The sequence below is a fragment of the Paenibacillus sp. LjRoot153 genome, assembly GCF_964253085.1.
GTDB lineage: Bacteria > Bacillota > Bacilli > Paenibacillales > NBRC-103111 > Paenibacillus_E.
The window spans coordinates 5579316-5606029 of the sequence record NZ_CAXUQH020000001.1 but is presented as its reverse complement, the minus strand read 5'-3'; the positions used below and the strand labels follow the sequence as shown (position 1 = coordinate 5606029).

Here is a 26714-nt window from a genome sequence, read left to right as displayed (position 1 = left end):
ACAAAATATGTTCCGGGGTATCTTTTAATTTTTTGAAGTTTATGGGAGAGTGCAACCAAAGAAAATGGAGGGTATCATGGAAAGACTGATACTAACAGCAAGAAGTAAATTAGGGAAAACAACCGATTATTCCGAACTGCAGGATCATGGTTTGATCGCATCGTTAGATATAACAGGCGGATGCGGTAGGCCCAAAGATCCATTTCAGGCAAAGATTTCGGTAAGCAATGAAGGCAGCGTTGCATGGTCGGGGGTCATCCACGTGGAATTGCCTTTTGTGAAAAAAAAACCTCGCTATTTCCTGCCCGCATTCATGTATGGCAGGAACCGTGGGGAAGCTCCCCTGAACGTGCCCAAAGAGTTTCCGAGATTGAGGGACGGAAATCCGCCCCGTCCAGCTTCACCTTGGTGGATGGTAAGAAGTGACCGGCTATCTCATCCTGTTGCATTTGTATATGACAACGGAAAAATATATGGACTTTGTGCCAGCCCTTATTTTATCAATAAACAAGGAATCAAGCAGCAGTGGAAGCCTGACAACGAAGGGGAATTTTATCAGTACGGCGGCTATACTTGTTCCCTTTCCAAAGGAACTGTCGGTTACACACTCGGTTATGAGAATGCGCCGTGGTTATTCATTAAGGCAACACTTGTAAAAAATCGGGCACCTCTTGAAGAGAATTGCTTTGAGCTGGCGGCAGGGGAATCTGTGACGTTTACATTGGAGCTATATGAATATGCGGCAGAATCAGAATTGGGTATCAATACTGCTATTCAAGAGGTCTATTATCGCTATCATCAACGCCCGAGAAAAGCCAGCGATCCGAGAACAACAGTATCAGATTTATCAAAAGCAATTTATCAGTATGCATGGCTTCCGGCAGACAGGAGCTATTCGGGCTTTGTTATTGAAGACAAAGACAACGGTGGATATCGATACAATAAAATATTTTCTCTCACTTGGACAAATGGATTGTCAGTAGCAGTACCAGTCTTGATGGCAGCCCTGCGGCTCGAAGATGAATCCATGCGAAATCAGGCTCTCTCATGTATCACAAATATGGTTGAGCAATCCCTGAACCCTGCTACGGGGCTTCCCTTTGCAACTTATGACAATAACAATTGGTCAAACAACGGATGGTGGTTTGACGGAATGCATACACCAGGGCATACATCTTACCTGATTGGGCAAGCCATGTATTATATTTTGAAGGCTTATGAGTATGAAAAACGTTTTAAGCAATGCCTCCATGACGATTGGCTGGATTTTGTAACGAAGGTTCTAGTAAAAATGGAGGGAACAAAAAATACAGATGACGAATACCCTTACATTCTTTCGGAATTAACAGGCGCTGGCATAGAATATGATGCTTTCTGCGGAACGTGGTGCATGGCGGCAATGGCTTATAGAAGCTGGCTGACTGGCGACAAGACATATCTTGAAAGCTTGCGGAAAAGTGAAAGACATTATTATGAAACCTATGTAAAACGGATGGAATGCTACGGGGCTCCCCTCGATGCAGACAAGGCAATAGACTCGGAGGGGATTCTAGCATATATAAAGGCTCTTCGATACCTGCATGCTCTTACAGGAGATAAGCTATATTTGGAGCATATGAGGGATGCAATAGACTACGAATTCACCTTCAAGTTCTGTTATAATTCGCCAGTAAAAGTAGCGCCTCTGAGCAAAATTGGCTGGTCAAGCTGTGGGGGCAGTGTCACCTCTACTGCGAATCCGCATATCCATCCTATGTCCAGCAACATTGTTGATGAACTGCTGTACTTCGTGGAGAACACTAACGATCATTATGTTCGTGATCGGATGATAGATACTGTCGAATGGGGATGTCAGACCTATAATCGGTACGATATAGAATTTGATTATGGGAAAAAGGGTTGGATGTCAGAGCGATTCTGTCATTCTGAAGGGCTGGTAACGGAGACATATAGCGATGGTTCGCCGGCTAGTACATGGTTTTGCCTAATGCCCTGGGCCAGTGGATGTATTATAGAAAGTCTTTCAGGTGACCTTTGGGATTACAAGCGCTGAGATAATAATGAAGGCAAAAATGAGGAGGATTTATTTATTCATGGGCACATTATCTAACTTTCAAGCCGGCAGCGGCTATCAAGCATGGCTGGGATACCGCCAGTTGGTTTCAGGTGAACGCTACAATCAATATGCGCAATTTAACCGAATTGCAGTCACGGAAAAAAATGAGGTTATCCAAACCGCAGTGTCTGAATTAACCCGGGGTTTGGAGGGCATTTTGGGCGTACAGCCGGAAATTGTGGACTATGGGAGACATGTTATTGCACTTGGAACATTTGGCAACCATCCTCTTGTAGATCGTGTATTAGGAGCAGAGAAAATTGCATTGGTCGGATCGGAAGGCTATGTCATCAAATCTGATAAAGAATACGCTTGTATTGCTGTTGGCGCATCTTCCGCTAAAGGCGTGCTATACGGCACATTTCACCTGCTACGTCTATTAAGCACAGGCTCCTCTGTAGATGAAATAGATATTGTCGAAAATCCTATCAATATGCTAAGGATGATCAACCAGTGGGATAATATGGATGGCAGTGTAGAACGGGGTTATGCTGGCGAATCGATCTTTTTCAAGGACAATCTGATTACCGAAGATTTGGACAGGATTCGGGATTACGCAAGAATGCTTGCATCCACAGGGCTGAATGCAATTGTGATCAATAATGTGAATGTTCATAAAGTAGAAAGCAAGCTTATTACAGAATTTTTGCCTGAAGTGGCTAAATTAGCTGCCATTTTCCGTAAATACGCAATCCAGCTCTTCCTATCCGTCAATTATGCCAGCCCTATCGAAATCGGCGGTCTAAAGACTGCGGATCCCCTTGACTCGGAAGTCCGCCAATGGTGGAAGGAAAAAACTGCCGAAGTATATGCGGCTATCCCAGATTTCGGCGGTTATTTGGTTAAAGCGGATTCGGAAAACCGTCCAGGGCCGTTTACTTATGGCCGTGATCATGCTGACGGCTCCAACATGCTGGCTGAAGCATTGAAGCCTTTTGGCGGTATCGTGATTTGGCGTTGCTTTGTGTATGATTGCAAGCAAGACTGGCGCGACAGAAAGACCGACCGTGCACGAGCAGCCTACGATCACTTCAAACCCTTGGACGGCCGATTTATGGAAAACGTCATTTTGCAGATCAAAAACGGTCCTATGGACTTCCAAGTCAGGGAGCCTATTTCTCCACTACTTGGAGCCATGTCGTCCACAAATCAGGTACTCGAATTCCAAATTGCCCAGGAGTATACAGGACAGCAACGCCACGTATTTTATTTGATCCCACACTGGAAGGAAATCCTGGACTTTGAAACTTACACCAAAGGTGAAGGCTCCACCATCAAGCGGATTGCCAGTGGTACCGTTCATGGTAACCAGTTGGCAGGTATTGCTGCTGTTTCCAATATCGGCAATGACATTAACTGGACAGGCCATTTGCTAGCGCAAGCCAACTTATACGGCTATGGAAGACTGGTTTGGAATCCAGACATGACTTCTGAGGATATTGCTGATGATTGGATCAAACTAACTTTCGGTGATAATGAAAACATCATCAGGGTTATCAAGAACGTACTATTAAATTCGCCAGCCATTTATGAGTCTTATACGGCACCGCTCGGCGTAGGTTTTATGGTTACTCCCCATACTCACTATGGCCCTGATGTTGACGGATACGAATACTCCAAATGGGGGACTTATCATTATGCCGATTGGCAAGGAATCGGAGTTGATCGGACAGTGGCAACGGGGACGGGATATACATCCCAGTACAACACACCTAATTTCGAGCGATATGAATCCCTCGCAGATTGCCCGGATGAACTTCTGTTGTTCTTCCATCATGTTCCCTATACCCATGTCCTTCATTCTGGCAAAACCGTTATTCAACATATTTATGATACCCATTTCGAAGGTGTAGAAAAGGCTCAGCAGCTAGTAACACTTTGGTATAGTCTTGCTGGAACCATGGATGAGGTTCTGCATAAGCAAGTCGCTAAGCGTATTGAAGAGCAAGCGGAGCATGCCAAAGAATGGAGGGACCGGATCAATACGTATTTCTACAGAAAAAGCGGGATTGCCGACCAAGCAGGACGGTTGATTCATGCCTGAAAAAGTTACAATCTTTTAATTTTTACTAACTAAAACGAGGAAGCGGCCTGGCTAGCTTCTTCTTTTTTTCGTTATAATTTATAATAATTCGATGATTTGCCTACTTTAGCCTGAGAAGCGCGACTTATATAATTAAATTATAAAAATACCTACTATAAGGAAAGTACAGAGGTGATCACACTTGAACAATTCTACTATCTTTGCTCCAAGCGGCGCAGAAGTGAAAAAGAAGCGCAGGTTTTTCAGCAGATGGGATGCCCCGTTTGCGGGCTATTTATTTATTTCTCCATGGTTAATCGGATTCTTTGGGCTGACGGCATATCCCATGTTGTTATCACTGTATTATTCGCTTACCGACTATACTTTGCTGGAACCAATCAAATGGATTGGTCTTAGGAACTATTTCCGCATATTTACAGATGATCCGAGATTTACCCAATCTGTTAGCGTAACATTTCAATATGTGTTGGCATCAGTTCCGTTGAAACTGGTCGCAGCTTTACTGGTGGCAACTCTCTTGAATAAAGCAATGAGAGGGATTTCATTTTACCGCACTGCGGTTTATTTTCCCTCCCTCATTGGCGGAAGCATTGCTGTATCTATTTTGTGGCGTAATATATTCGGTGTTGACGGAATATTCAACGAAATTCTTTCCATTTTCGGTATTGTAGGAAAAGGCTGGATCACGAATCCAGGATCTGCGTTATGGACGCTAATTCTCCTGACGGTCTGGCAATTCGGTTCAGCCATGGTTATCTTCCTTGCAGGATTAAAGCAAATTCCGAACGATCTTTATGAAGCGTCTTCTGTAGATGGCGCGAACAAAGTCTTACAGTTTTTCAAGATTACGCTGCCAATGCTTTCACCAATTATTTACTTTAACTTGATAATGGGTGTAATCAACTCATTCCAAATGTTTACATCGGCTTTCGTTATTACCAATGGCGGACCGATGAATTCTACGTATGTATACGCACTATACCTATATGAGAGGGCCTTCAGCCGCTATGAATTAGGATATGCTTCCGCATTGGCCTGGATCATGCTGATCATGATTGTCATAGTTGCGGCTATTATTGCGGGCACCTCTAAGTATTGGGTCTTCTACGAAACGGACACAGGAGGAAAGAAACGGAAATGACTATAAAATGGAATTCTACTATCCGCCATACCCTCATGATCGTGTTCAGTATTGTAATGGTTTATCCCTTGATCTGGTGGGTCGGCGCATCGCTGAAATCGAATGCAGAACTTGGTTCTCCTGGAATTTTCCCTTCCGTACCGAAATGGAGCAACTATACGGATGGATGGCATGCTATTCCCGGACGCACCTTCACCGACTTTTATTTGAACACCTTCAGTCTTGAAGCAATGGTTCTGATTGCAACGCTGTTTTCAACAACCTTGGTCGCATTCGGCTTTGCACGTCTGGATTTCCCGTTAAAGAACCTCTGGTTTTCCATTCTTATGATGACCTTGATGATGCCTGCACAAGTATTGATTATTCCTCAGTATGCTATGTTCCACCAACTGGGCTGGGTAAACACCTATCTCCCTTTTGTTGTTCCCCACTTGGTAGCCAGTGGCGCGGGCGGAAGTTTCTTTGTCTTCCTGCTGATTCAGTTTATCCGGGGTATCCCGAAGGATCTTGATGAGTCTGCCAAGATTGATGGTTGTTCATGGTTCGGAATATTTTGGCGAGTGGTTCTGCCACTGACCCAGCCTGCTATCGTAACGATTATGATCTTCTGCTTCTTGTGGAACTGGGATGACTTCCTTGGTCACCTGCTGTACCTGAACTCAGTTGATAAGTACACCGTAGGTTTGGCGTTGCGTATGATCAACGACGCACAGTCCGCCCAAGAATGGGGACAATTACTGGCAATGTCTCTGGTTTCCATACTCCCTGCCACTATCGTATTTACGTTTCTGCAACGATATTTCGTGGAGGGCATTGCGACATCAGGGATTAAGGGTTAAGATGAATTTGAATAAGCAACTTGAAAACGGTAAAGAGACGGATTTCCTTCGTAGCTTTACCGTTTTCTTTAACATAAAGCCAAGTAAGGAGATGCCCCGAATGACGAATCTTTTTAAGAAATTTCGAATTGAAAGCTTATTTTTCCGCAGCTTTTTTGTTCTCATCGTTGTAGTTCTCGCCTGTATTGTTTGGACGAGCTACAATATTTCCTCCAAAGCACTGGTGAAGAACACCTCCCACTATCAACAGCAATTAATGGATGAACTAAATAATGAAATTTCGACACGACTTACAATGATTGAGCAGATTTCCTTGTCCACCTCTCGTGACAACGAATTGATTAGACTTCTTTGGAATAGTCAGGATGAATTTGACCGGCACCAGAAAGCCGATAATGTTCAGAATGCGATGGCAAACCTGACATATTCCATTCCTCTTATACAAGGTATCGATCTGTATATGGAACGTCCTTTCCTGAAAGAGCAAAATAGCTACATTCAATTCTGGGATATAAAGGATTTAAATAGGCAAGGGTGGGACAAGTATTTGGACAAAAATGATTTCGCTTGGACAGGAGAGTATGAAATCCCCAGCTTACAGGGGGATGTTCCAGTTCTCAGCTTTGGGCGAAAAATTTTATTTAATAATACTTTTTTGGGCGTCGTTGTTATTCATGTGAAAGCTAAAGAAATCCGGTCCCTGTTATCTGGCCGTTCAAGCGATTCCAATCGAATCATGACAGACAGTAATGGACAGGAATTCTTGGAAGTCGGAGAAACGTGGAAGCAGTTGGATGTGAGCCAATGGGTGAATATGAAAACCGAGCAGTCCGGCTATGTTCATATTCACGGAAATTCCAAAATGGAAGATTCACTCTTGGTGTATTCGAAGTTGGCCAATTCCAATTGGACACTAGTTGAAATGACACCCTGGAACCAGATTACAGCCAGCAGCATCCATTTAGCAGAGGTTATTGGTATCATTGGTGTTGCCGCCGTCCTGCTGTTGTTAATACTTACACTCTATTTAAGTAGACAATTTACAAAGCCCATACATATGTTGGTAACTGCCATGAGTTCCTATTCCATCGGGGGTAAAAATTTGGAATTACCAGGAGATTATCAGAACGAGTTTGGCTATTTATTTGCTGGTTACCGCAAGCAAAATGAGCGGATTGAGGAATTATACTTGTCTTTACAACGTCGATATGAGCAGCAGCGCAAAGCTGAAATTGAAGCGCTTCAGGCAAATATTAACCCACACTTTCTCTACAACATGCTGGACCAGTTGAACTGGATGGCTATTGATGCCGGACATGACGAGCTAAGTCAGATTCTGGAACTGATGGGACGAATGTTTCGGATCGGCCTATCAAACGGAGATAGTTTCATTACGATTGAGCGTGAATTGGAGCATATCGAATGCTATCTGGAAATCCAACAACTCCGTTGGGGCGAAGGCCTTAATTATTTCATTGATGTGCCTAGAGATGTCATGGGTCTGTATATCCCCAAGCTGACATTGCAGCCCTTCGTGGAAAATTCTATCGTGCATGGGTTTAACACAAGGCAATTCGGTTATGTCCATATCCAGATGAACCGTAAGGATAATTTGCTTCAAATCATAATCGATGATGACGGCATCGGTCTCCAGCAAGTGGTGGAAAATAAGAAGAAACGCCATACCGGTGGTTACGGCGTACGCAATGTTAGGGAAAGAATTGCTGGTTATTTCCACGAGATCTACGGCGTTGAACTGTCCGAACGAGAAGAAGGTGGAACCCGAGTTGAAATATTTCTTCCATTGTTGACGGAACCGCCTATCAATGAATATTGAGGGATGAAATGCACACAGGGATGGAATCGTGATATTTTATAATAAATTGTGGATGATTCCTATTTAAACTTTGTTTAAAGGTAGTTAATATTAATTTTATAGCAGTCAAGGATTTATTTGTTCCAGGCATACGTATTAGGCTTATCACTCTTGAATGCTGATATTTGTAATAGCTAAAGGAGGACAATTTGGTGTGGAAGATAGCCATTATAGACGATGAACGCCAAGTACTTCAAGGAATGAAGCGTAACATTCCTTGGGAGGAATTAGAAACGAAGTTGGTTGGGGAAGCATCGAACGGCATCGACGGGCTAAATATGATCAGGACTACACAGCCGGATATTGTTATAACAGACATATATATGCCCCTAATGAACGGCCTGGACATGATTGAACAATTAAGAAAAGAAGAATTCCTCGGAAAAATTATCATTTTGAGTGGTTATTCCGATTTTGAGCATGCCAGACAGGCCCTGAGGCATAACGTCAGTGATTATGTGTCCAAGCCTATTAGCGTGCCGACGTTGAAGATGATCCTAAACAAGGTTATCCATGAGTTGATGGATGAGGAAGAAAAGCGGATGAAGCAAGGAGAGCTAGAGCACAAGCTGATGTTGTACGAGCCATTTATTGAGAAGGAATGGGTGCGGTCAGCTGCAGTAGGCACATTGGACAATGCTAACCAAAATGGGGGAATTCTGCCTCAACCTTACCGCTTCTGGTCCTATACTAACCATGCAGTGCTCGGGATCGAGCTAATCCGCGATGAGCGAGTCCGCAAATTTTCAGTATCAGACTGGAACCTATTTCGATTCGCAGTGAGTAATATCGTTTACGAACTGGCGCGCAGGGTATTTCCTACCGTTGAGTATACAGAGCTTCACAGCACGCGAGCCGTATTGATTATCCATCCAGAAGCAGATAACAATGAACACACCCAAAAGGCCCTTGAAGTCTTGGGCATCCAGATCATTGAAAGCGTTGCAAGCTATCTGAAATTGATGAGCCGTGTCGGAAGCGGTAGCATCAAGTCCGACTGGACCAAAATTCCAGATTCAACAGAGGAAGCATTCCGAGCCATCGATTTGAGACAACTACGCCCAGCCCCATCCTTTGAGTTTTTTGTTTATCAGGGAGAAGTGGCGACCGAGAAGGAGCAAGTAGCCCTGTTTCCAGTAAAATTCTCATACGAACTGGCCAATGCCATGAAGGCTGTTCAGGAAACAAAGGCGCAGCAGCTGGTTGCCGATTATATCAGAGAACTGGAGAGCCATGTGGGGATAGACTCTGAATATGTTCAGATGCTGGGAAGTGAATTATGGGGAATTATTTCATACTGTCTTTATGAAGCGGGACATGTGCTGGATGATCTCTTCACGAATGACCAGATTGTCAAGGAGATCAAGGGCTTAATTCAGCCAGATCAGCTGCAGAAGTGGCTATCAGAGAAAATCTCCATTATCTGCGACAGTAGACAATGGAAGGGCAGCAGCAAACACCGTCAGGTCGTTGATTTCATTACGCACTACATTCACGAGCATTATGCGGAGGATTTAACGTTGGCCGTACTGTCGGATAAAGTGTTTATTTCACGGAATCACCTGTCTATCATTTTCAAAAATATGACCGGTGAAACTTTCAACACCTACCTGACCCGTGTCAGGATCGAAAAAGCCCGGGAACTGCTTTTGGAACGGAACATGCTGGTCTATGAGGTTGCAGAGAGCGTCGGATACAAAAACTTCCCTTATTTCAGCCTACTTTTCAAAAAAATGACCGGAATGAACCCGACAGACCTCATTAAAATGTGACTCCTCTGCCGCAGATGCCCTTCTCGAAGTCTATGCCAGTTTTCGGTAACGCTTTCAATTGGTTACCCTGGTAAACAACACTGCCGAGAAGGGCCTGCTTTGTCCATGCACACGTGTTCCGTCTTTTTTTGGGGGGCGAATTAAAATCATTTAGGGGGAAAGTCAAATGGGAGTGAGAATCAGTATTATCGGTGGAGCTGGCTTTCGAGCGCAGTACTTTTTACGGATCGCCCAAGCGTTACCGGAACGGTTTCAAATCAGCAGCATGGTCGTGAGGGATTCAACCAAAGCGAAAGCGATGGAAGAAAAATGGAGGGTTCCAGCCTACAAATCATTGGAAGCACTTTTAAAGCACGACCAACCGGATTTCTTCGTGCTGTGTGTAAGTGGCTCTCAGAGTATGGACTATTTGTTCAAGTTAGCGGAGGTAGGGATACCGGTTTTGCTAGAAACGCCGCCTGCACCAGATATGCAGGGACTAGAACTTCTACACGACAAACTGACATTGACTGGTGCCCGGGTGCAGGTGGCCGAGCAATACCAATTTCATCCAGTTCAGGAAGCTCGGTTGGCCATGATCCGTTCGGGAAAACTCGGAGTTGTTTCGGAAACGACGGTTTCCATTTCCCAACTGTACCATGCCGTCAGCTTGATCCGCCGGATTCTGGGGATCACATTTGAGGAGGTTAAGATCAAAGCCATGCGTTTCGAATCCAAATGGGTCAGCGGTCCGACCCGGAGTGGTCCACCATCAGAAGACAGGATGATTCCCATGCAAAGGGATCTAGCGTGGCTGGATTTCGGAGACAGGCTGGGGATATATGACTTTACCAAAGACCAGCATCGATCATGGATTCGTTCCAACCATCTTTCCATAAGGGGAGAGCGAGGAGAAATTTTCGATAATCGGATTCTGATTCAGCAGGAAAACACGGTTCCATTGCAAATGGATTTGAAGCGAATTAACCGAGGGGAGTATGAAAATGCGGAAGGCTATTTCCTTCAAGGAATTCTTTGCGGGGAACAATGGCTGTACCGGAACCCGTTTGCTCCAGCCAGGCTGTATGACGATGAAATTGCCATCGCCAGCTGTCTGGCGAAGATGGCCGAATATATTAACGGCGGCCCAGAATTTTACAGTTTGGCGGAGGCTTCCCAGGACCACTATTTGGGTATGATGATCGAGAAGGCGATAATGACGGGTGAGACAGTAACCACTTCCAAACCGTATTGGGCGGGCTAAATAATGCGGACTATTCACCTCAGAAAGCAATAAAACAGTTTCATTTAGAAGTCAAAAAATCGCATTTGCTGTCGGAAAAAACGGCGGAATCCGTAGGTTGTATGCATTTTCGGTCTATTTTATAACAATTCGTGGATCATTCATATATATAACTTACTTGCGAGTTGGTACTATAGTAACAGGTAGGACACATTATAAATGAAATACAAGAGGGGGAACATTGGCTACATTAATTGCATTGGTTGGATCGCTGGCTGGTGGTGGCAGAGGCGATAAAGAACCCGCTTCCTGTAAATCGCCTTCTACCGCACCATCAGCATCCAGCGAATCATTGTGAGATGTGAGAACATCCTAACCATGCATGCAGTGATAAGCGTAGACTCGAAGGAGAGGAGAATTATTGCGATAACAACAAGCTCGCGGTATAAAACTCTTCGCAGTACTAGCGCTGTTATTTCGTTACCTGATGGCATCAATGATTTGTACGGAACATATCTCATTGCTATGAAAGCGTATACAATTCGACAAGGAGGAACATGTAAAATGAATATAAATAACTGGCGAAAGACGCTTTCAATTAATTTGGTTAGCGCCCTGATGTTATCCGCCATTGCCCCTATGGTGGTTTCCACCTCGGTTCATGCAGCGGTTAGTGCTGCTCCAGTAACAGCTAACTGGTACACGCAATATCAGACGATGGATGGTTTAGGTGCCGCCTATGCATACACGGATTCCGTCCAGATGATGCAGCTAGCTTCAGCTGGCTATCAGGACACCGTAAGGCATCTGCTGAATCTGACATTCAGCGAAAAAGACGGAACTGGACACGACATTGTACGTGTGATCATCGGCGATAACGGCGGCCTCACCACCGCTAACGCGACAGCAACTAGCCCAGGTTTCAACCCTGTTACAGGCTTACCTGCAGATGTCACAAAACCCGGCTTTGATATCCAGGGAAATCCCATTCCCATGAGGGGGACAGCCGGTCAGTACGGATATAAAATTGAAGCAAGTGACCGTTTCTACGACGGCAATACCGATAGTATTTGGCCTAACGAGCCGTTACATGACCCAGGTACGCTGGTGCCCGTAGAGGGTTTCGTATGGGATTACCCATCTTGGAATCAACCGCTTGCAAATGACGATGGAGGCCCAACCAATCTCTTGAGTGCACCCGGGCAAGATCCTGTAGTGATCAAAAATACGCCACGGACCAGAAAAGAGCTGTTCGACTACGATCAGGTATGGACGATGCTTCAGGCTATGCAGTATGGCGTGAAGCAATTCTATGCCTGCACGTGGACCGTACCTTACTGGATGAGTAATACGTCGAACAATACGCCTAACAAAATCATTCGCGGGGACGTAGCTACAATCGACGGTAAGCCAGTAAAAATTTACTACCAGGCTTATGCCGATTATCTCGTCAATTATATCCGAGGCATGTGGGAGCAGTGGGGTATTCCCATTACCGATATCAATCCCTTTAATGAGGTTGACCTTGCAGGCGGAACCGCTGCATATGTGCAAGAGCTTATTGACAGCTACATCGGTCCTACCCTGAAAAAATCTATGCAGCCAGGCGGTGCGCTCTACGATATTAAGAATCCAACTGGTAAGATTATTGATTTTATACCGGAGCTAGCTGCTGTAGATGGTACCAACCTCAGTGCATCTCTAAGCAGAGGCGGAACGGTATTTTCTGAAACCGACCCAGGTAATGCATCAGATAAAAATCCGTATCTCGACACGTTTACCACTCACTTGTATGGTACAGTCGGTATTGGAACGGATGAAACGAAGCTGTACCATACGGGTGACTTTTCCCAAAGTCCGTTGGATTATACAAAGGATGGATCCAAGTATCCGGAGTATCTGACAAGGTATAAACTCTGGCAGGCTGAGTTCATGAATCAGGATACCGGTGACGGATCAGCTGGTGCTTATACGCAGCGTTACGGCAATCAGAACATTAATGACGCCGTGCGTTGGTCCAACCTGCTAACTAATATGTTCACCAGCAATCCAGGATTCAACGGCTTCGTATGGTGGAGTATGTGGGATAACAACGGTGCAGACGGCTCTGATTTGATTCGCTTTGTAAATAACAATTCACAGCAGAAGGCAGGACATACCAGTACGCTGACTGGCGAATACCGTTTGTTTAAACGCTTTTACGGCTATGGCCATTTCTCCCGCTTTATAAAGCCCGGCGACGTACGTTTTGATGTAACACGTGCACCTGTAACTGATATCAATGTGGTCGGTTTCAAGAACCCAATGAATAATGATTTCGCGATGACAGTCTCCAACGCCAAAAATGATGACAGCATCCAGCCCTTGGAATTCACGCTGAAGGACTTCCCTGCAGGTACCACGAGTGTAACCGTGTTCCGTACCTCAGGCAGCGAGAATCAGAAGAAGCTGGCAACGATACCTGTAAATAATGGCAAGTTCGTTATCGACATCCCATCGGCTAGCATCGTTACCATTGTACCGTCACAAGGCACTTTTGCCACTTATAACGGTCTTGATGGCGAACGCGATATTTTCTCCTCCCTTGAAGCGGAAGCAAATGACAACAGCGTACCTGGTAACGCAGCAGGAGTTGCCGGTCGTGACAACGAGGCTGTCACCTTGGGTGATGGTACATACCTCGCTTACAAAAACCTTAACTTTGCGGATGGTTCCGCTAACGGCGGTGTGGTCCGCAGACACTTGTTAAATCTGACGGCACAGACGAAGTCAGCAAAAGGCGGCAATCTTCAAGCCTATGTCCTGCCGGTAGGAACACCTGTGAGCAGCACAGCTGATATCTTATCCAAAGGTACACAGGTAGCTGATATCTATGTGCCTGCCAATGATAGATACGGTAAATATCAGGACATGGTAGACACGGGCGACTTAAGCGCATATGGCCATAAGGATCTCTACATCGTAACTAACGGTTCAATTACCGTTGACCGCTTCCTATTTGGAGCCAATGACTCCGACTGGAGTACGGCAGCGAACAACTCGACGGTGTCCATTCCGGGCAACATTCTGCTCAATGGCGATTTTGATACGACAACTGCCTCCAATACAAACAATTGGTCTGGGGGTCGTTACAATAAGGGAACATTTGAACAATCCGTCACAGGACCTGCTTTAACAGCGGATAACATTCAGAGCTATTCGGGCCTTTCCCGTTATCTGAAAAACAATTCTACATCAAAGGTGGCTGGTTCTGGTAAGATTGCCAACCGTATCAATGCCCAAGACCAATATGATGGATTGTGGCAGGATGTCACTAGTAAGTTGACCAAGGGTGAAAAGTACAACTTCAAAGGGTACTTTCTTGCCATGAAGAGTCGTCCGGAGAGCTATGACATAGCTGCCGAGAACCCGGGTGACGTGGAAGTCGCACTGGTCTATTACGACAGCACCGGAAATCAGCTGGGCATGACCCGAATCAATGGACGTGACATGCCTGAACCTTATGCAGCTCGTGAAGCCGGAGATCCTGCTTACTGGAACGCCAGTGGCCAACTTGTTGGTCGCATCCTTGAGGGAGGACCAGTCAGTTTAACTTCCTTCCAGCCTGTAGATGTAAAGGTGGCTGACTGGCATGAGACACCTAACCAACCATTCACTTATAATGAACCAGCTGGTACTGCCAAGGTTGTTTTGGCAATGTATGCGAAGGATTCCAACATCCTTTATGCAGATCAGCTTTCGTTAACACCTGAAGTGATACCATCGTATAATATTTTCATCGATGGCGCACAACCAGCAAATTTTGATGCCACTACGACGGATTATGCTTATACAGTAACAAGTAATGCCATCCCAAAAGTAACGGCGTCTACAAATGATAAAGATGTAAAAGTAAGTATTTCGCAGGCTGACAGTAATGTAGGTACAGCTGTTGTACGTTTTATTAAAGGCCAAACTGTTATCAAGACGTACAAAGTAGCATTCAGCACAAGTGAGGTCATTAACTTTGCGAGCGGGCTTCCGGCAGGTTGGGAGGTAGTCAATCCGACAGTGAATGCTGTAACCTATAATGCAGCAGGAAGTGCAACGGTTACCACAACCAAATCGGATACCGATTACCCGAATAGCCATAATATGCTGCAATTCCCGGGTTCGGCAAATGGCAACTGGACACTTACAGCGAAGATTAGCGTGAATAAAGCCCTCAGTGATGCTAGTTTCACTGATAATACACAAGTAGGATTTGGTATCAGCAAACCTTCAAGCGGTGAGTTCTTTAGAATCAATGCAATAAGAGTTGGTACAAGTATAAAAGTTAATAGTTCGGGTAATTCAGGCACGACGCCAAATTCAAATACAACAGGTCAAACGAGCTTGAGTGGCACAGACTATTATCTCCGCATTGTGAAGAGTGGAAACGATGCACAAGGGTATTTTTCCACGAATGGTGGTTCAACTTGGACGATTATGAGTAGTAAACCAGGTGTTACTGTTCCGACAACCTTTACTCCTGATTTCTTCAAGGATGCAAAAGTACAATTATATGCAACAAACTTAAGTGCTACAGCAGATCTGCAAGCGACTTTCACTAATGTGACCTTAGTGAAGACATTGGCGGAAACTGGAGATGCCGACGCAGACCAGCTTGCTGTAGAACAAGCGGCAGATCTAATTGGCAACACGATTACGGTTCCGAATGCAACAGGTGATGACGCAGAATCATTGAAAACCAAAGCAGTAGCATTACTGGCTAACAACGCTACGCTAACTTCACTTGGAGTTACCAGTACTATTTCCTATGAGAATGGTCAATATGTACTGAGTATTATTAAAGGAAACGCAAGTATAAGTGTCAATTCACTTTCCATCATCGGTCAGGCAGGGTTTTCGGCGACATTAACGGGTATAAGTAATGTTATTCCAGGCCAGTCATTTAATGTGAACTACGGTTTGGTAAACGTAACACAAAGCGTATATGCGCAGGATATAACCGTAAACTATAATGCCTCCCAGCTCGAGCTTCAAGGCATTCAATCCTTGAAGACCGGAGTTACCGTCGCTGACAGTCATGTTGTGGCACCGGGTCATGTCCGTGTTTTGACTTACTCTCAAGGTGTGGCAAATGCGGTGTACGGAAGTGAGGAACTTCTTCAGCTTCAGTTTAAGGCACTTCCTTCGTCCAGTACGGTCACTAGTTCCGTATACCTGACAGATGTTAAAGTATCCGATGACAACGGAACGGTCTCGACCGTGAATAGCGGCTCCACGTATAACGTTACCATAGCCGCAAACATAATCGATAAAACTGCTTTAAATAGTACTATTGAAACGGCAGTCGCAAGCCTTAATGATTCCACGGAAGGTAATCTGTGGGGACAATATCCAAACGGCGCCAAAGCGGTCTTGCAGTCGGTAGTAAGCGATGCACAAACGATGGCGTTGAATGCCTCAGCTACGCAAGATCAGGTAAACCAGGCGGTCTCGCAGCTTAGCAGTGCGCTGCAAGCATTTAATAGTTCGATTCATACTCAAGCTACAATCGGTGATTTGGGACTCCTGGCTAAACATTACAATAAAACCTCCGATTCACCGGACTGGAGCATCTCTAAGCGTTACGATAATAATCATAACGGGCGGATTGATATCTCCGACTTTGCGTACATCGCAAGACTTATCCTAAATTACTAAAGCAAGCAATGATTTCCGGAAGAAGGTAACTATTTACCTTCTTTCCGGTATTTTGGCGGAGAGGATGAAGAAGGTATGCTTAGAAGACAAGGTTTGATGGGTAGAGTTCTTGCAATCATGTTCTTATACACAATTTGTATGCTTCCCCTATCACCTGCACATGCTGAAGGTTCACCCCAATTTATATTAACAACAACCTCCGATTCGACTACTGTTGGTAGTGAACTGAAGGTTAGTATCAAAGGATTGCAACTGAATGATTTATATGCCTATGAGCTAAACCTTACTTATGATTCGACAAAGCTTCAATTTATGTCTGCCGTAAGCGATGTATCCGGAGGCTTTACAGTCCCCCCTATCATTAAAGGCAATCAGCTTCAGCTCGCGCGTACAAGCATAGGGGCTAATCGTGGATTAGATGGGGATAGTAGCCTATATACACTTACCTTTACAGGACTAACAGCTGGAACAGCCGACATCATGCTTGACAAAATTATCTTAGTGGATTCCCAATTGAATTCTTTCGAGGCAGTTGGTGGCGCTCAGAAAAGCATTAGCGTTGTGAATAGCGGTAACGGTAACGGTAACGGTAACGGTAACGGTAATGGTAATGGTAATGGTAATGGTAATGGTAATGGTAATGGTAATGGTAATGGTAACGGTAACGGTAACGGTAATGGTAATGGTAATGGTAACTCAAACTCAAGCGGTAATACCGATCCTATCACTGAACCGATAAAGATTACGGACGATGGTCAAGGCAAAAAAACCGTAGAGCTTCCGACTACTGCCAATAAAGTGAATATAGCGGTGAATCGGATTGGTACGGATCCCCAGACCCGTCTAGAGATCAAGAAGGAGAATCTTAGTGTGGAGCTTCCTCCCGAGGTATTGCTTCAGCTAAGAGGAAATTTATCCGAGGAACAATTAAATAAAAGTAAGCTCGTATTCACTATGAATCCGCTGTCTATCAGTGAAGCCGACACTCTGATAGACCTGGGCAAGCAATCCCAGAACGTTGGTTTAAAATCGTCTGGCAACGTATACGAATTCAGTTTGCAATTAATCACAGGTGACAATCAGATCACTTCCTTGACAACTTTCACAAAGCCAATCACTTTGCGATTAAAAGTAGATCCTTCCTTAAATGCCAAGTTGATCTCCATTTATTACATAGCGGATGACGGAACGCTTGAGTTTATAGGGGGGACCTACGCAAACGGTGAAGTTTCAGCTGACATCTATCATTTTAGTAAATATGCAGCCTTAGAATATACGAAAACGTTTGAGGATGTTCCAAATGTTCATTGGGCGAAGAATGTTATTACCGAACTTGCTGCTAAACATATTTTATCTGGAACAAGCAACTCGGATTTTGAGCCAGAGCGGAAGGTTACTCGGGCTGAATTCACGGCCCTACTGGTGAGAGCTCTTCATTTAACTGACAAAGGAAACATCCATTTCTCGGATGTATCGGTATCGGACTGGTTCTATCCTGAGGTTTCCATTGCGGTAAAGTCAGGAATTGTAGAAGGAAAGAGCGAAACAGCCTTCGCGCCTCAGGCATCGATTACACGAGAAGAAATGGTCGCCATGCTCATGCGGGCTTATGGAATGCAGCACAGTGATGCTGCCATGCATTCGGGATCTGCTTTTGATGACGAGAACGCTGTATCACCGTGGGCCGTGACTTATGTTAGAAACGCGAGAGCTTTGCATCTTATCGAGGGTCGAGAGGGTAATTTATTTATACCTCAAGGGGTCGGAACTAGAGCGGAGGCCTCTCAGGTTATTTATAATTTCTTGGGGCTGTAAAGTTGTAACTCTCGAGAGCCATGGCGAGAGCCTTGGCTCTTTATTTCTATCTTAATCCTAGTATCTGCGGCTGTTGTAGATGGAACCAATTATAATGTCGAAATGAAGATACCGTTTAAAAACGATCACCCCGCAAAACGGTACTCAGATTCGGTTTTGGCGACATTAACAGGTACTGGCAGTGTTACTCCAGGCCAGTCCTTTAACGTGAACTATGGTTTGGCAAGCGTCCAGTCATTAAAGACAGGCTTTGCCGTTGTTGATAGACATGAAGTCGCGCCAGGCAAAGTGCGTATTCTAGCCTATTCTCAAGGTCAGGAGAATACGGTGAGCGGAAGCGGCGACCTACTTCAGTTACAGTTTAAGTCACTTCCTTCATCCAGTACGGTTATATACAGTCGGATCCAAGGCTGGGTTACAAGCAGCCATCAACGATGAAAGGATAATTTCTATGGAATATGTCGAAATTAATCCTCAAATTGAATTATTCATTAATAGACACTCCACACCCAATTGGATTATTGAAGATGCGACAACAGATTTTTACGATTTAACATATATTTTCAAAGGAAGGGCTTACTACTGCATTAATGGTATTGTGTATGAAGTAAATCAAGGAGATCTCCTGTGTATCCCTAAGGGCAGTCGCCGAAGTGCAACCACTGACTCTGCAAATCTAATGACCAGTTATGCGCTAAATATTCAACTCTATGATATGGAAGGCAAAGATGTTAATCTGCCGTTTCCATTAATATCTCATATCGGTGAGCCCGAAGAATTACATTCATTGTACAATGAATTAACATTTGAATGGTTAAAGAAAAATAAAGGTCATGAATTGAAAGCACGCGCATTGTTGCTTATGATCCTTCATTACTATTTCAAGGCTTTGTACTTTAAAGACAAAAATGTGAACATAGACAAACGAATACAGAGATCCATTAGATACATTTTAAGCAACTTGCAAAATCAAATAGAAGTTGAGGAGCTAGCATCCCTTGCTGGCTTGACCACTGCGTATTTTGGAACTCTTTTTAAGAAATACATGGGTGCATCCGTTAAGGAATATATTAACAGAATGAAAATCAATAATGCTGAGAATATTCTTCTTAGCGGTGAGTTTACCGTACAGGAAGCAGCTTATAAATGCGGCTTTGAAGATATTTATTATTTCAGCAAGTTATTCAAAAAAATAAAAGGTTTTCCGCCATCCAGAATTTTGATAGAGAATAGTAGGTCTGATCGACAGGAATTTGAAACCCTGAGCAATAGGATAGTAATAGTCTGAACAAAATATAGTGTTGTTCTAACATGACGAGAACCTCTAATTCTCGATTATTCGGAGGTTCTTTTTTTTGTTGTCACAGTTATGAGCGAATTAAAATGTTATCCATAATTTATACAAACGATATATAGTTTGTCCATGGATTTTGAAAACGCTTAAATTTACAATTTAAGTATAAAAAGAAAGAATCATAGTAGCCTACGAGAGCTTAAATTTGGATTGATTTCCTAAGCATTTGAAGCGAGCAACATTATGTTGAAAAATACACATAGGTGAGTACACCAAATGGAGAGGAACGATGTAATGAAAACAGAAGCTAGCACTACAACCTCCATTCTTGCAGTCAAAGGAGGTGGCGTTGCCTATTTGAAAAGACAGTGGTCACTATACGCAATGATAGTCGTACCAATAGCATTTTTCATCATTTTTAGGTATATTCCGATGGCTGGCGTTATGGTTGCTTTCAAAGATTACAACATATTTAAAGGGGTTTGGGCCAGTCCATGGGTAGGGTTAGCAGTCTTTAAGGAAATCTTCGCCATGCCCGAATTTTATAAGGCACTTCGAAACACTTTGATGTTGAACGTACTCGGATTGCTTACCTTTCCGGTTCCCATTATGTTAGCACTTCTTCTAAATGAACTTCGGGTGCAATGGTACAAGAGGGTTAGCCAGACATTGATGTATTTGCCCCATTTTATTTCGTGGGTCATCGTAGGGGGGATGGCCATCGAGTTGCTATCAACCAATAATGGTTCGATTAATCATATGTTGATGGCGATAGGTGCTTCACCCATCCCATTCTTGGAAAAACCGGCGCTATGGATTGCAACTTATGTTGGGGCAGGGGTTTGGCGCAATGCCGGTTGGGGAACGATTCTTTATTTAGCAGCGCTTACAGGAATCAATAAGGAATTGTATGAAGCGGTAGAAGTAGATGGTGCAACCCGAATGCGCAAGATCTGGCATATTACTTTACCAGGCATTAAACCGACCATTGTCGTCTTGTTCATTCTTCAGATCGGAAATATGGCCAATATCAGCTTCGAGCAACCTTATGTTCTGAAGAACTCATATGTGATGGATTACGCTCAAGTAATCAGCACTTATGTATATTCTGTAGGGATTCAATCCGCAAGATTTGCACTTGCAACTGCTGTCGGTTTGTTCCAGTCAGTAGTCGGATTAATTCTTCTTCTGTCGGCAGAGTTCATTTCGAGAAAAATCAATAATCAGGGCATTTTTTAATGGGGGTACATATATGATTCAAAATCCGGCTGAGAAAATAGGCAATACGGTTATTATGCTTCTACTGGGCATCTTTTGTTTGTTCTGTGTGGTGCCCATGATCCATATTTTCTCGTTATCGCTCAGTGGTAATCGGGCAATCATGTCCGGCGAAGTGACATTATGGCCGATAGATTTAAATTTCGAACCGTATAAGAACGTATTTGGTGATCTAAGCATGATCCGCTCGCTATTCTTTACGATCTGGCTTGTTGTCATTTACACAATTGTGAGCTTGATCGCCACAATCCTAGCTGCATATCCACTTAGCCGGCGGAATTTTAAGGGGAAGAACATCCTGTTCGCTCTGATCATCATAACCATGTTCTTTAATCCAGGGATTATACCAAACTACTTGTTGATTAAAGAGCTTCATATGTTGAATAGCGTATGGTCGCTGGTCTTACCTCTGCTCATCAACGCATTCTTGTTAATTATCCTGAAAACATCGTTCACACAGCTCCCAGTTGAACTAGAAGATTCTGCCTGGATGGACGGATGTGGTCATTTCCGCTATTTGATGCGAATAGTGCTACCGTTGTCATTACCAATTCTAGCGACATTGGCTTTGTATTCTGCGGTCGATCGATGGAACATGTTTCAGGATGCGCTGTTCTATATTAACGACGCACACCTATATCCCATTCAACAAAAGCTATATGAGATCGTGATTAACAGCCAGGTGAACGATGCCACAGCCCAGGAAGGATTTGGAGGTTCTTCTCCAGTGCCAGAGAGCTTGCAGGCGGCAAGCATCATGTTCGCAACTGTGCCAATTTTACTCGTATACCCTTGGCTCCAACGTTATTTTATCTCTGGCATGCTTGTAGGTGCAGTTAAAGGCTGATAGCTGTCTCGACCGTTTCAAGCGGTTGAATTCACTATACACTTAATAGATTAAAGGGAGGATTACGCATGCGAGTAAAATTTCGCAAAACCATTAACGTAGCAATGGCAGTTTTAGCGACGTCTGCTATCGCGCTTGCAGGCTGCAGCAACTCACAAAACAGCCCAAGTAACTCAGCTACTCCGGGAAGTTCAACAGGTGCGAGCGAGACCCCGAAAGGTCCACCGATCAATTTGACGGTTGAGCTGTTTGATCGAAGTAATGCACCAGCAGGCGCTCCGCCAATCACTGACAATTTCATGACGCAGTATGTTCAGAAAAACTTTGGAGATCCGAACAATATTACGATCAAGTTTGTCACCATCCCTCGCTCCGAGGAAGTCAAGAAGCTGAATGTATTAATGGCTTCTGGAACTGCGCCCGATCTCGTCTTTACGTACGACAAGCCAACTGTTCAAAGTTATGTGCAAAGCGGTGGAATTGCGGATCTTGGGCCAGCGATTGATAAATACGGACCTCAGTTGAAGAAAGTGCTTGCTCCAACACTGAAGGACGGCGTTTTTAACGGCAAGCAATTTACGATTCCAGCGTTACGGGTCATCCAATCGCAAACGACAAGTATCATCCGTAAAGATTGGTTGGATAAATTAAATCTGCCTTTGCCGACGACGACGGATGAATGGTATCAAACATTGAAAGCGTTTAAGGAGAAGGATCCAGGTAATACAGGCGGAAAAGTCATTCCATTTACGTTGATAGATATGTTCCATATTAAACCGCTGACCAACTCGTTCTGGGATTGGAATAAGATTACCGAAGAGGATTTGTTCGCTGATCCAGACGGGTGGACATTGCCTGGTAACAAGGAAGCTTTCAAGTTTCTAAACAAACTATACAACGAAGGCCTACTCGATAAAGACTTCCCGCTTGCGGCAGACTTCAGTCAGACATTCAACAAGCAAGTCGTAGGCGGTCTTGCAGGGTCTGCCACACCGAACACAAACGATCCTATTTACAGTGGATACTATGCAAACCTGAAGAAAAACAATCCTGAAGCTGTTCTCGCGACGATTGATCCGTTCAAAGCGTCGAACGGCAAGTACCCTAAGCCGATGTATTCTCCTAGCGGTGTTTATCTGATGGTTCCAGCAGCAAGTAAAAACGTTGATTCGGTTATCAAATATTTGAACTGGATGGCGGAACCGAAGAATCTTATCGCGCTGCAATTCGGACAAGAGGGCGTTTCTTACAAAACAGGGGACGACGGCATTCCATTTGCTTTGACAACGCCTGAAGCCAATCAGATTCTCTTTAATAATCAAGATTACGCCATGATTATGAATGGTAAATACGTGAGCACGGACACACCAGAAAAGAACATGGCAGCCAATGCGACCGACCCGCAATTTAAAGACTTCACCATCAGCAGTATTAAGACGGGTGCACGTGACGGGTATACAGGCCCGCGCGTGGACATTCCGATTCAGGCGGAAATTAAGTACTCGCAGATTCTGAATGACAAGGTCAAGCAGATGCTTGCAAAAATTATTACTGCCAAGTCTAACGAAGTCGACAGTATCTATGATCAGCAACTTAAGGAATGGAAGGATGCTGGAGGCGAAGCCGTTATGAAAGAAAGAAGACAGGCGTATCAACAATCCTACAAGAAATAATTCTATATTGTCTAAGAAACTCGGTTCTCTCTCAATGGGGGAACCGAGTTTCATTCTCCTTTTAAGAAAATAGAAGGGAATCCAAAAATTTAAAGGTTTTAAATAAAATAATCCATGTAATTACAATCTTTATTTTATTAAAATCTTATTGAGAGCGATTTCAATTAAGGAGATGAAAACAATGGTCCCACGGATTAAAAAATCAGTTAGCGTACTCTTGGCATGTGTAACTGCGATGCCGTTATTCTTTGTACCTGCTTTGACTGAGGTTTCAGCGGCGTCATCACCAAACGACGTAATCGTTGATTTATCGGCAGAAAAGCAAGTAATTCGCGGTTTTGGAGGCATGAACCACCCTGCATGGATTGGAGATTTAACACCAACTCAAAGAGAAACAGCTTTTGGTAACGAAGAGAATCAGTTGGGCTTTTCTGTTTTGAGAATTTTTATAGACCCAGATAAAAACAACTGGAAAAGAGAATTGGAAACTGCAAAAAAAGCGATAGAACACGGAGCAATCGTGTTTGCCTCACCTTGGAACCCTCCAAGTGAGATGCTCGAAACTTTCAGTCTTGGTAGTAACTCGGGCAGCGGCACCACTTATGAAGCTGAGACGGGGACAACATTGACCAGCTCCGCAGTGGATAGTACAAATTCGGGCTATAGCAGTACCGGATATGTCGACTTTCAAGCTTCATCTAATGCGGCTGTTCAGTGGAATAACATTATGATAGGCAGTACAGGGACTAAAAATATAAGAGTTCGGTATGCGCTGCAGGATGGGCCAAACAATCTGGATGTATATGTTAATGGGACGAAAGTGCTTAGCAATGTGGCCTTTGCAGCAACCGGCAGTTGGACAACTTGGGGGGAAACATCAATCCAGGTATCCATGAAGAACGGAACCAATACTTTAAAACTAGTAACTACTGGTACTGAAGGCCCGAATATTGATAATATCAACGTTTCCCCATATGTAGAGGATTCAACATCAAAACGGCTTAAATACGATATGTACGATGAATATGCGCAGTACCTGAACGAATTCGATTCATATATGAAGAGCAACGGTGTGAATCTGTATGCGATTTCTGTTCAAAATGAGCCTGATTATGCTCATGATTGGACATGGTGGAGCCCAGATGAAATGCTTCGGTTTATGAAAGAAAATGCTGGATCCATAAATAATAGGGTTATAGCACCAGAGTCATTTTCCTATGTAAAACGAATGTCAGACCCAATATTGAACGATTCGAAGGCTCTTGCAAATATGGATATTCTCGGTGCCCACACGTATGGCACTAATTATAAAGATTTCCCTTACCCACTTTTCGAACAAAAGGGAGCGGGAAAAGAATTGTGGATGACAGAAGTATACTATCCGAATAGTGAGAGCGATTCGGCAGATCGCTGGCCCGAGGCATTGGGTGTTGCAGAGCATATGTATAATGCCATGGTAGAAGGGAATTTTCAAACATATGTATGGTGGTACATCCGCAGGCAATATGGTCCCATGAAAGAGGACGGCACGATAAGCAAACGTGGATACATGATGGCACATTACTCGAAATTTATTCGTCCTGGCTACGTAAGGGTTGAAGCTACCAAAAATCCCGAACCGCAGATTTATACATCTGCTTATAAGGGTGACAATAAGGCGGTTATTGTCGCAGTTAATAAAGGTAATACAGCAGTGAGTCAAAAGTTTGTTTTGCAGAACGAGTCAGCATCGAAAGTAGCTTCATGGGTAACGGACAGTAGCAAGAATCTTGCAGTAGGAGCGTCCATCAATGTGTCGAACAGTTCATTTACAGCCGAACTACCTGCCCAAAGCGTTACAACCTTTGTAGCCGATGTTAATACGGGCAACCTAATACCTACAGTTGCACTCACAGCAGACAGCAGTGTGAAGCCTGGGAGCAGCTTTACATTAGCTGTCAGTTTGAACAACGTGGAACAACTTGTTTATGCCGAAGATATTACCTTGACCTATGATACCAATAAATTTGAATATGTAAGTTCGGCGGGGGCAAACAACAACATCGAGATCGTTGGGGAGGACAAGACAACTGCTGGACAAGTTAGACTCATTGTCGCCAATATCGGAGGGATAACGGGAGCGAGCACACTGGCTCTAAATCTGAACTTTAAGGTAAAGGGTGGTGTTCAAAATACGATCGGAGCGATTGAAGCATTCAAGGCAGACCTTGCTGATTCTGATGGAGTCTTAATTCAGGCGGCTCTTGGTAGAAAGAGTATTTCAATCAGCAGTTTGGAAGTGGGTGTAGATAAGACAGCATTGACAACAGCCATTACGAATGCACAAACCCTCTATGACGCAGCAGTAGTCGGCACAATGCCTGGTCAATACCAGCAGGCAGCCAAAGATACATTAAGCGCTGCGATCAATACAGCAAAATCTGTCATAGACAACCCAAGTGCGACACAGTCCCAGGTTGATAGTAGTGTAACAACACTGGGTGGTGCAGTAGATATCTTCAAGGCAGCAGTTATGAAGTCTGCAGATCTCAATAAAGACGGAAGCATCGATGTAGGTGACCTTGCAATTGCAGCATACTATTACGGTAAGGATTCTACCGCCACTGGCTGGGCAACAGCTAGGATTGCAGATATGAACAACGATAGTAAGATCGATATTATTGACATTGCGTATGTTGCAAACAATATACTTGAATAAGATGGAGAAAACTACCGTTCCTTCATTATCAAAGAGGTGGATAAAGTGTTAGAGATCGAAATTGCGATCGAGTCCAAAAGGAATGAGCTCAATTATGCTGGGAAAAGTGAAGATCTTTGTTCAGATGCGATGCTGAGATTGTCACAAGAATTAGATGATCTTATTATCGAATTATTGGTGTGACCAAACAATAACTCATTATTTTCTGAACAAATTGAGGATTTTTCACAAATAGGTTAACCAGAATGATCTGGTTAACCTTTTCATGAGTTATTAGTTCGGACTACGAAAATTCGATATAATTACAAAATATCCATAGTTTGTTCATTAAAATTTGGAGTGTAGACTGATAGAATAGTAAATAAGAGAACTGTTGCAAAACATTGAAAGCGTTTTATATTTAAGGGTCAG

The 26714-nt window shown here is 43.9% G+C and carries 16 protein-coding genes and 3 pseudogenes; all 19 read left to right on the top strand.

Annotation, left to right across the window (positions count from 1 at the left end; translation table 11 throughout):
• Positions 1 to 49: 49 nt before the first annotated feature.
• The 19 genes and pseudogenes from ACSQ8P_RS24150 (at position 50) to ACSQ8P_RS24060 (ending at position 26486) form a co-directional block, all read left to right on the top strand.
• The gene (locus tag ACSQ8P_RS24150; protein ID WP_436237518.1) at positions 50 to 2053 is read left to right on the top strand and encodes a hypothetical protein; all 2004 of its coding nucleotides are present in this window, start codon (positions 50 to 52) and stop codon (positions 2051 to 2053) included.
• A gap of 40 nt (positions 2054 to 2093) precedes the next feature.
• Positions 2094 to 4160 (top strand): alpha-glucuronidase family glycosyl hydrolase, encoded by a 2067-nt coding sequence (locus ACSQ8P_RS24145; protein ID WP_436237517.1) that lies wholly within the window; start codon positions 2094 to 2096, stop codon positions 4158 to 4160.
• Between the two features lie 181 nt (positions 4161 to 4341).
• On the top strand, positions 4342 to 5301 hold the full coding sequence (locus ACSQ8P_RS24140) for a carbohydrate ABC transporter permease (RefSeq protein WP_436237516.1): 960 nt from the start codon (positions 4342 to 4344) through the stop codon (positions 5299 to 5301).
• Entirely contained in the window at positions 5298 to 6140 is an 843-nt protein-coding gene (locus ACSQ8P_RS24135) for a carbohydrate ABC transporter permease (RefSeq protein ID WP_436237515.1), read from the top strand. Before ACSQ8P_RS24140 ends, ACSQ8P_RS24135 begins: the two co-directional genes overlap by 4 nt.
• Positions 6141 to 6240: 100 nt before the next feature.
• Complete coding sequence (locus ACSQ8P_RS24130; RefSeq protein WP_436237514.1) at positions 6241 to 7977, top strand: sensor histidine kinase; 1737 nt, start codon at positions 6241 to 6243, stop codon at positions 7975 to 7977.
• Between the two features lie 191 nt (positions 7978 to 8168).
• A complete protein-coding gene (locus ACSQ8P_RS24125; protein WP_436237513.1) occupies positions 8169 to 9788 on the top strand; it encodes a response regulator transcription factor in 1620 nt (539 codons plus the stop codon).
• A 166-nt stretch (positions 9789 to 9954) separates the two neighbouring features.
• Entirely contained in the window at positions 9955 to 11031 is a 1077-nt protein-coding gene (locus ACSQ8P_RS24120; RefSeq protein WP_436237512.1) for a Gfo/Idh/MocA family protein, read from the top strand.
• 543 nt (positions 11032 to 11574) lie between these two features.
• Positions 11575 to 16698, top strand: coding sequence for a hypothetical protein (locus ACSQ8P_RS24115; RefSeq protein ID WP_436237511.1), 5124 nt, complete (start codon positions 11575 to 11577; stop codon positions 16696 to 16698).
• 75 nt (positions 16699 to 16773) lie between these two features.
• Positions 16774 to 18513 (top strand): S-layer homology domain-containing protein, encoded by a 1740-nt coding sequence (locus tag ACSQ8P_RS24110; protein WP_436237510.1) that lies wholly within the window; start codon positions 16774 to 16776, stop codon positions 18511 to 18513.
• Positions 18514 to 18615: 102 nt separating this feature from the next.
• Positions 18616 to 18951 carry a hypothetical protein gene (locus ACSQ8P_RS24105; protein WP_436237509.1) on the top strand — a complete coding sequence of 112 codons (336 nt, stop codon included), beginning with the start codon at positions 18616 to 18618 and terminating at the stop codon, positions 18949 to 18951.
• A 13-nt stretch (positions 18952 to 18964) separates the two neighbouring features.
• Positions 18965 to 19801, top strand: coding sequence for an AraC family transcriptional regulator (locus tag ACSQ8P_RS24100; protein ID WP_436237508.1), 837 nt, complete (start codon positions 18965 to 18967; stop codon positions 19799 to 19801).
• Positions 19802 to 20101: 300 nt separating this feature from the next.
• Positions 20102 to 21046, top strand: a complete 945-nt coding sequence (locus ACSQ8P_RS24095) for an ABC transporter permease (RefSeq protein ID WP_436237507.1) — start codon at positions 20102 to 20104, stop codon at positions 21044 to 21046.
• Between the two features lie 13 nt (positions 21047 to 21059).
• Complete coding sequence (locus ACSQ8P_RS24090) at positions 21060 to 21932, top strand: carbohydrate ABC transporter permease (protein ID WP_436237506.1); 873 nt, start codon at positions 21060 to 21062, stop codon at positions 21930 to 21932.
• Between the two features lie 68 nt (positions 21933 to 22000).
• Entirely contained in the window at positions 22001 to 23605 is a 1605-nt protein-coding gene (locus ACSQ8P_RS24085) for an extracellular solute-binding protein (RefSeq protein WP_436237505.1), read from the top strand.
• A 181-nt stretch (positions 23606 to 23786) separates the two neighbouring features.
• Positions 23787 to 24176: pseudogene (locus tag ACSQ8P_RS24080) on the top strand (glucuronoxylanase); the annotation flags it as partial.
• Positions 24159 to 24512 (top strand): annotated as a pseudogene (locus ACSQ8P_RS24075) (carbohydrate-binding protein); the annotation flags it as partial. The pseudogenes ACSQ8P_RS24080 and ACSQ8P_RS24075, both read left to right, overlap by 18 nt.
• Positions 24513 to 24593: 81 nt before the next feature.
• Positions 24594 to 25454, top strand: a pseudogene (locus ACSQ8P_RS24070) (carbohydrate-binding protein); the annotation flags it as partial.
• Between the two features lie 507 nt (positions 25455 to 25961).
• On the top strand, positions 25962 to 26303 hold the full coding sequence (locus tag ACSQ8P_RS24065) for a dockerin type I domain-containing protein (protein ID WP_436239591.1): 342 nt from the start codon (positions 25962 to 25964) through the stop codon (positions 26301 to 26303).
• A gap of 36 nt (positions 26304 to 26339) precedes the next feature.
• The gene (locus ACSQ8P_RS24060; RefSeq protein WP_436237504.1) at positions 26340 to 26486 is read left to right on the top strand and encodes an aspartyl-phosphate phosphatase Spo0E family protein; all 147 of its coding nucleotides are present in this window, start codon (positions 26340 to 26342) and stop codon (positions 26484 to 26486) included.
• The last annotated feature ends 228 nt before the right edge of the window (positions 26487 to 26714 follow it).

Excerpts from the sequence above, each read along its gene's own strand:
- ACSQ8P_RS24145 (WP_436237517.1), top strand. The coding sequence starts at position 2,094 with ATGGGCACATTATCTAACTTTCAAGCCGGCAGCGGCTATCAAGCATGG.
- ACSQ8P_RS24135 (WP_436237515.1), top strand. The coding sequence starts at position 5,298 with ATGACTATAAAATGGAATTCTACTATCCGCCATACCCTCATGATCGTG.
- ACSQ8P_RS24130 (WP_436237514.1), top strand. The coding sequence starts at position 6,241 with ATGACGAATCTTTTTAAGAAATTTCGAATTGAAAGCTTATTTTTCCGC.
- ACSQ8P_RS24120 (WP_436237512.1), top strand. The coding sequence starts at position 9,955 with ATGGGAGTGAGAATCAGTATTATCGGTGGAGCTGGCTTTCGAGCGCAG.
- ACSQ8P_RS24115 (WP_436237511.1), top strand. The coding sequence starts at position 11,575 with ATGAATATAAATAACTGGCGAAAGACGCTTTCAATTAATTTGGTTAGC.
- ACSQ8P_RS24110 (WP_436237510.1), top strand. The coding sequence starts at position 16,774 with ATGCTTAGAAGACAAGGTTTGATGGGTAGAGTTCTTGCAATCATGTTC.
- ACSQ8P_RS24105 (WP_436237509.1), top strand. The coding sequence starts at position 18,616 with ATGAAGATACCGTTTAAAAACGATCACCCCGCAAAACGGTACTCAGAT.
- ACSQ8P_RS24100 (WP_436237508.1), top strand. The coding sequence starts at position 18,965 with ATGGAATATGTCGAAATTAATCCTCAAATTGAATTATTCATTAATAGA.
- ACSQ8P_RS24095 (WP_436237507.1), top strand. The coding sequence starts at position 20,102 with ATGAAAACAGAAGCTAGCACTACAACCTCCATTCTTGCAGTCAAAGGA.
- ACSQ8P_RS24090 (WP_436237506.1), top strand. The coding sequence starts at position 21,060 with ATGATTCAAAATCCGGCTGAGAAAATAGGCAATACGGTTATTATGCTT.
- ACSQ8P_RS24085 (WP_436237505.1), top strand. The coding sequence starts at position 22,001 with ATGCGAGTAAAATTTCGCAAAACCATTAACGTAGCAATGGCAGTTTTA.
- ACSQ8P_RS24065 (WP_436239591.1), top strand. The coding sequence starts at position 25,962 with ATGCCTGGTCAATACCAGCAGGCAGCCAAAGATACATTAAGCGCTGCG.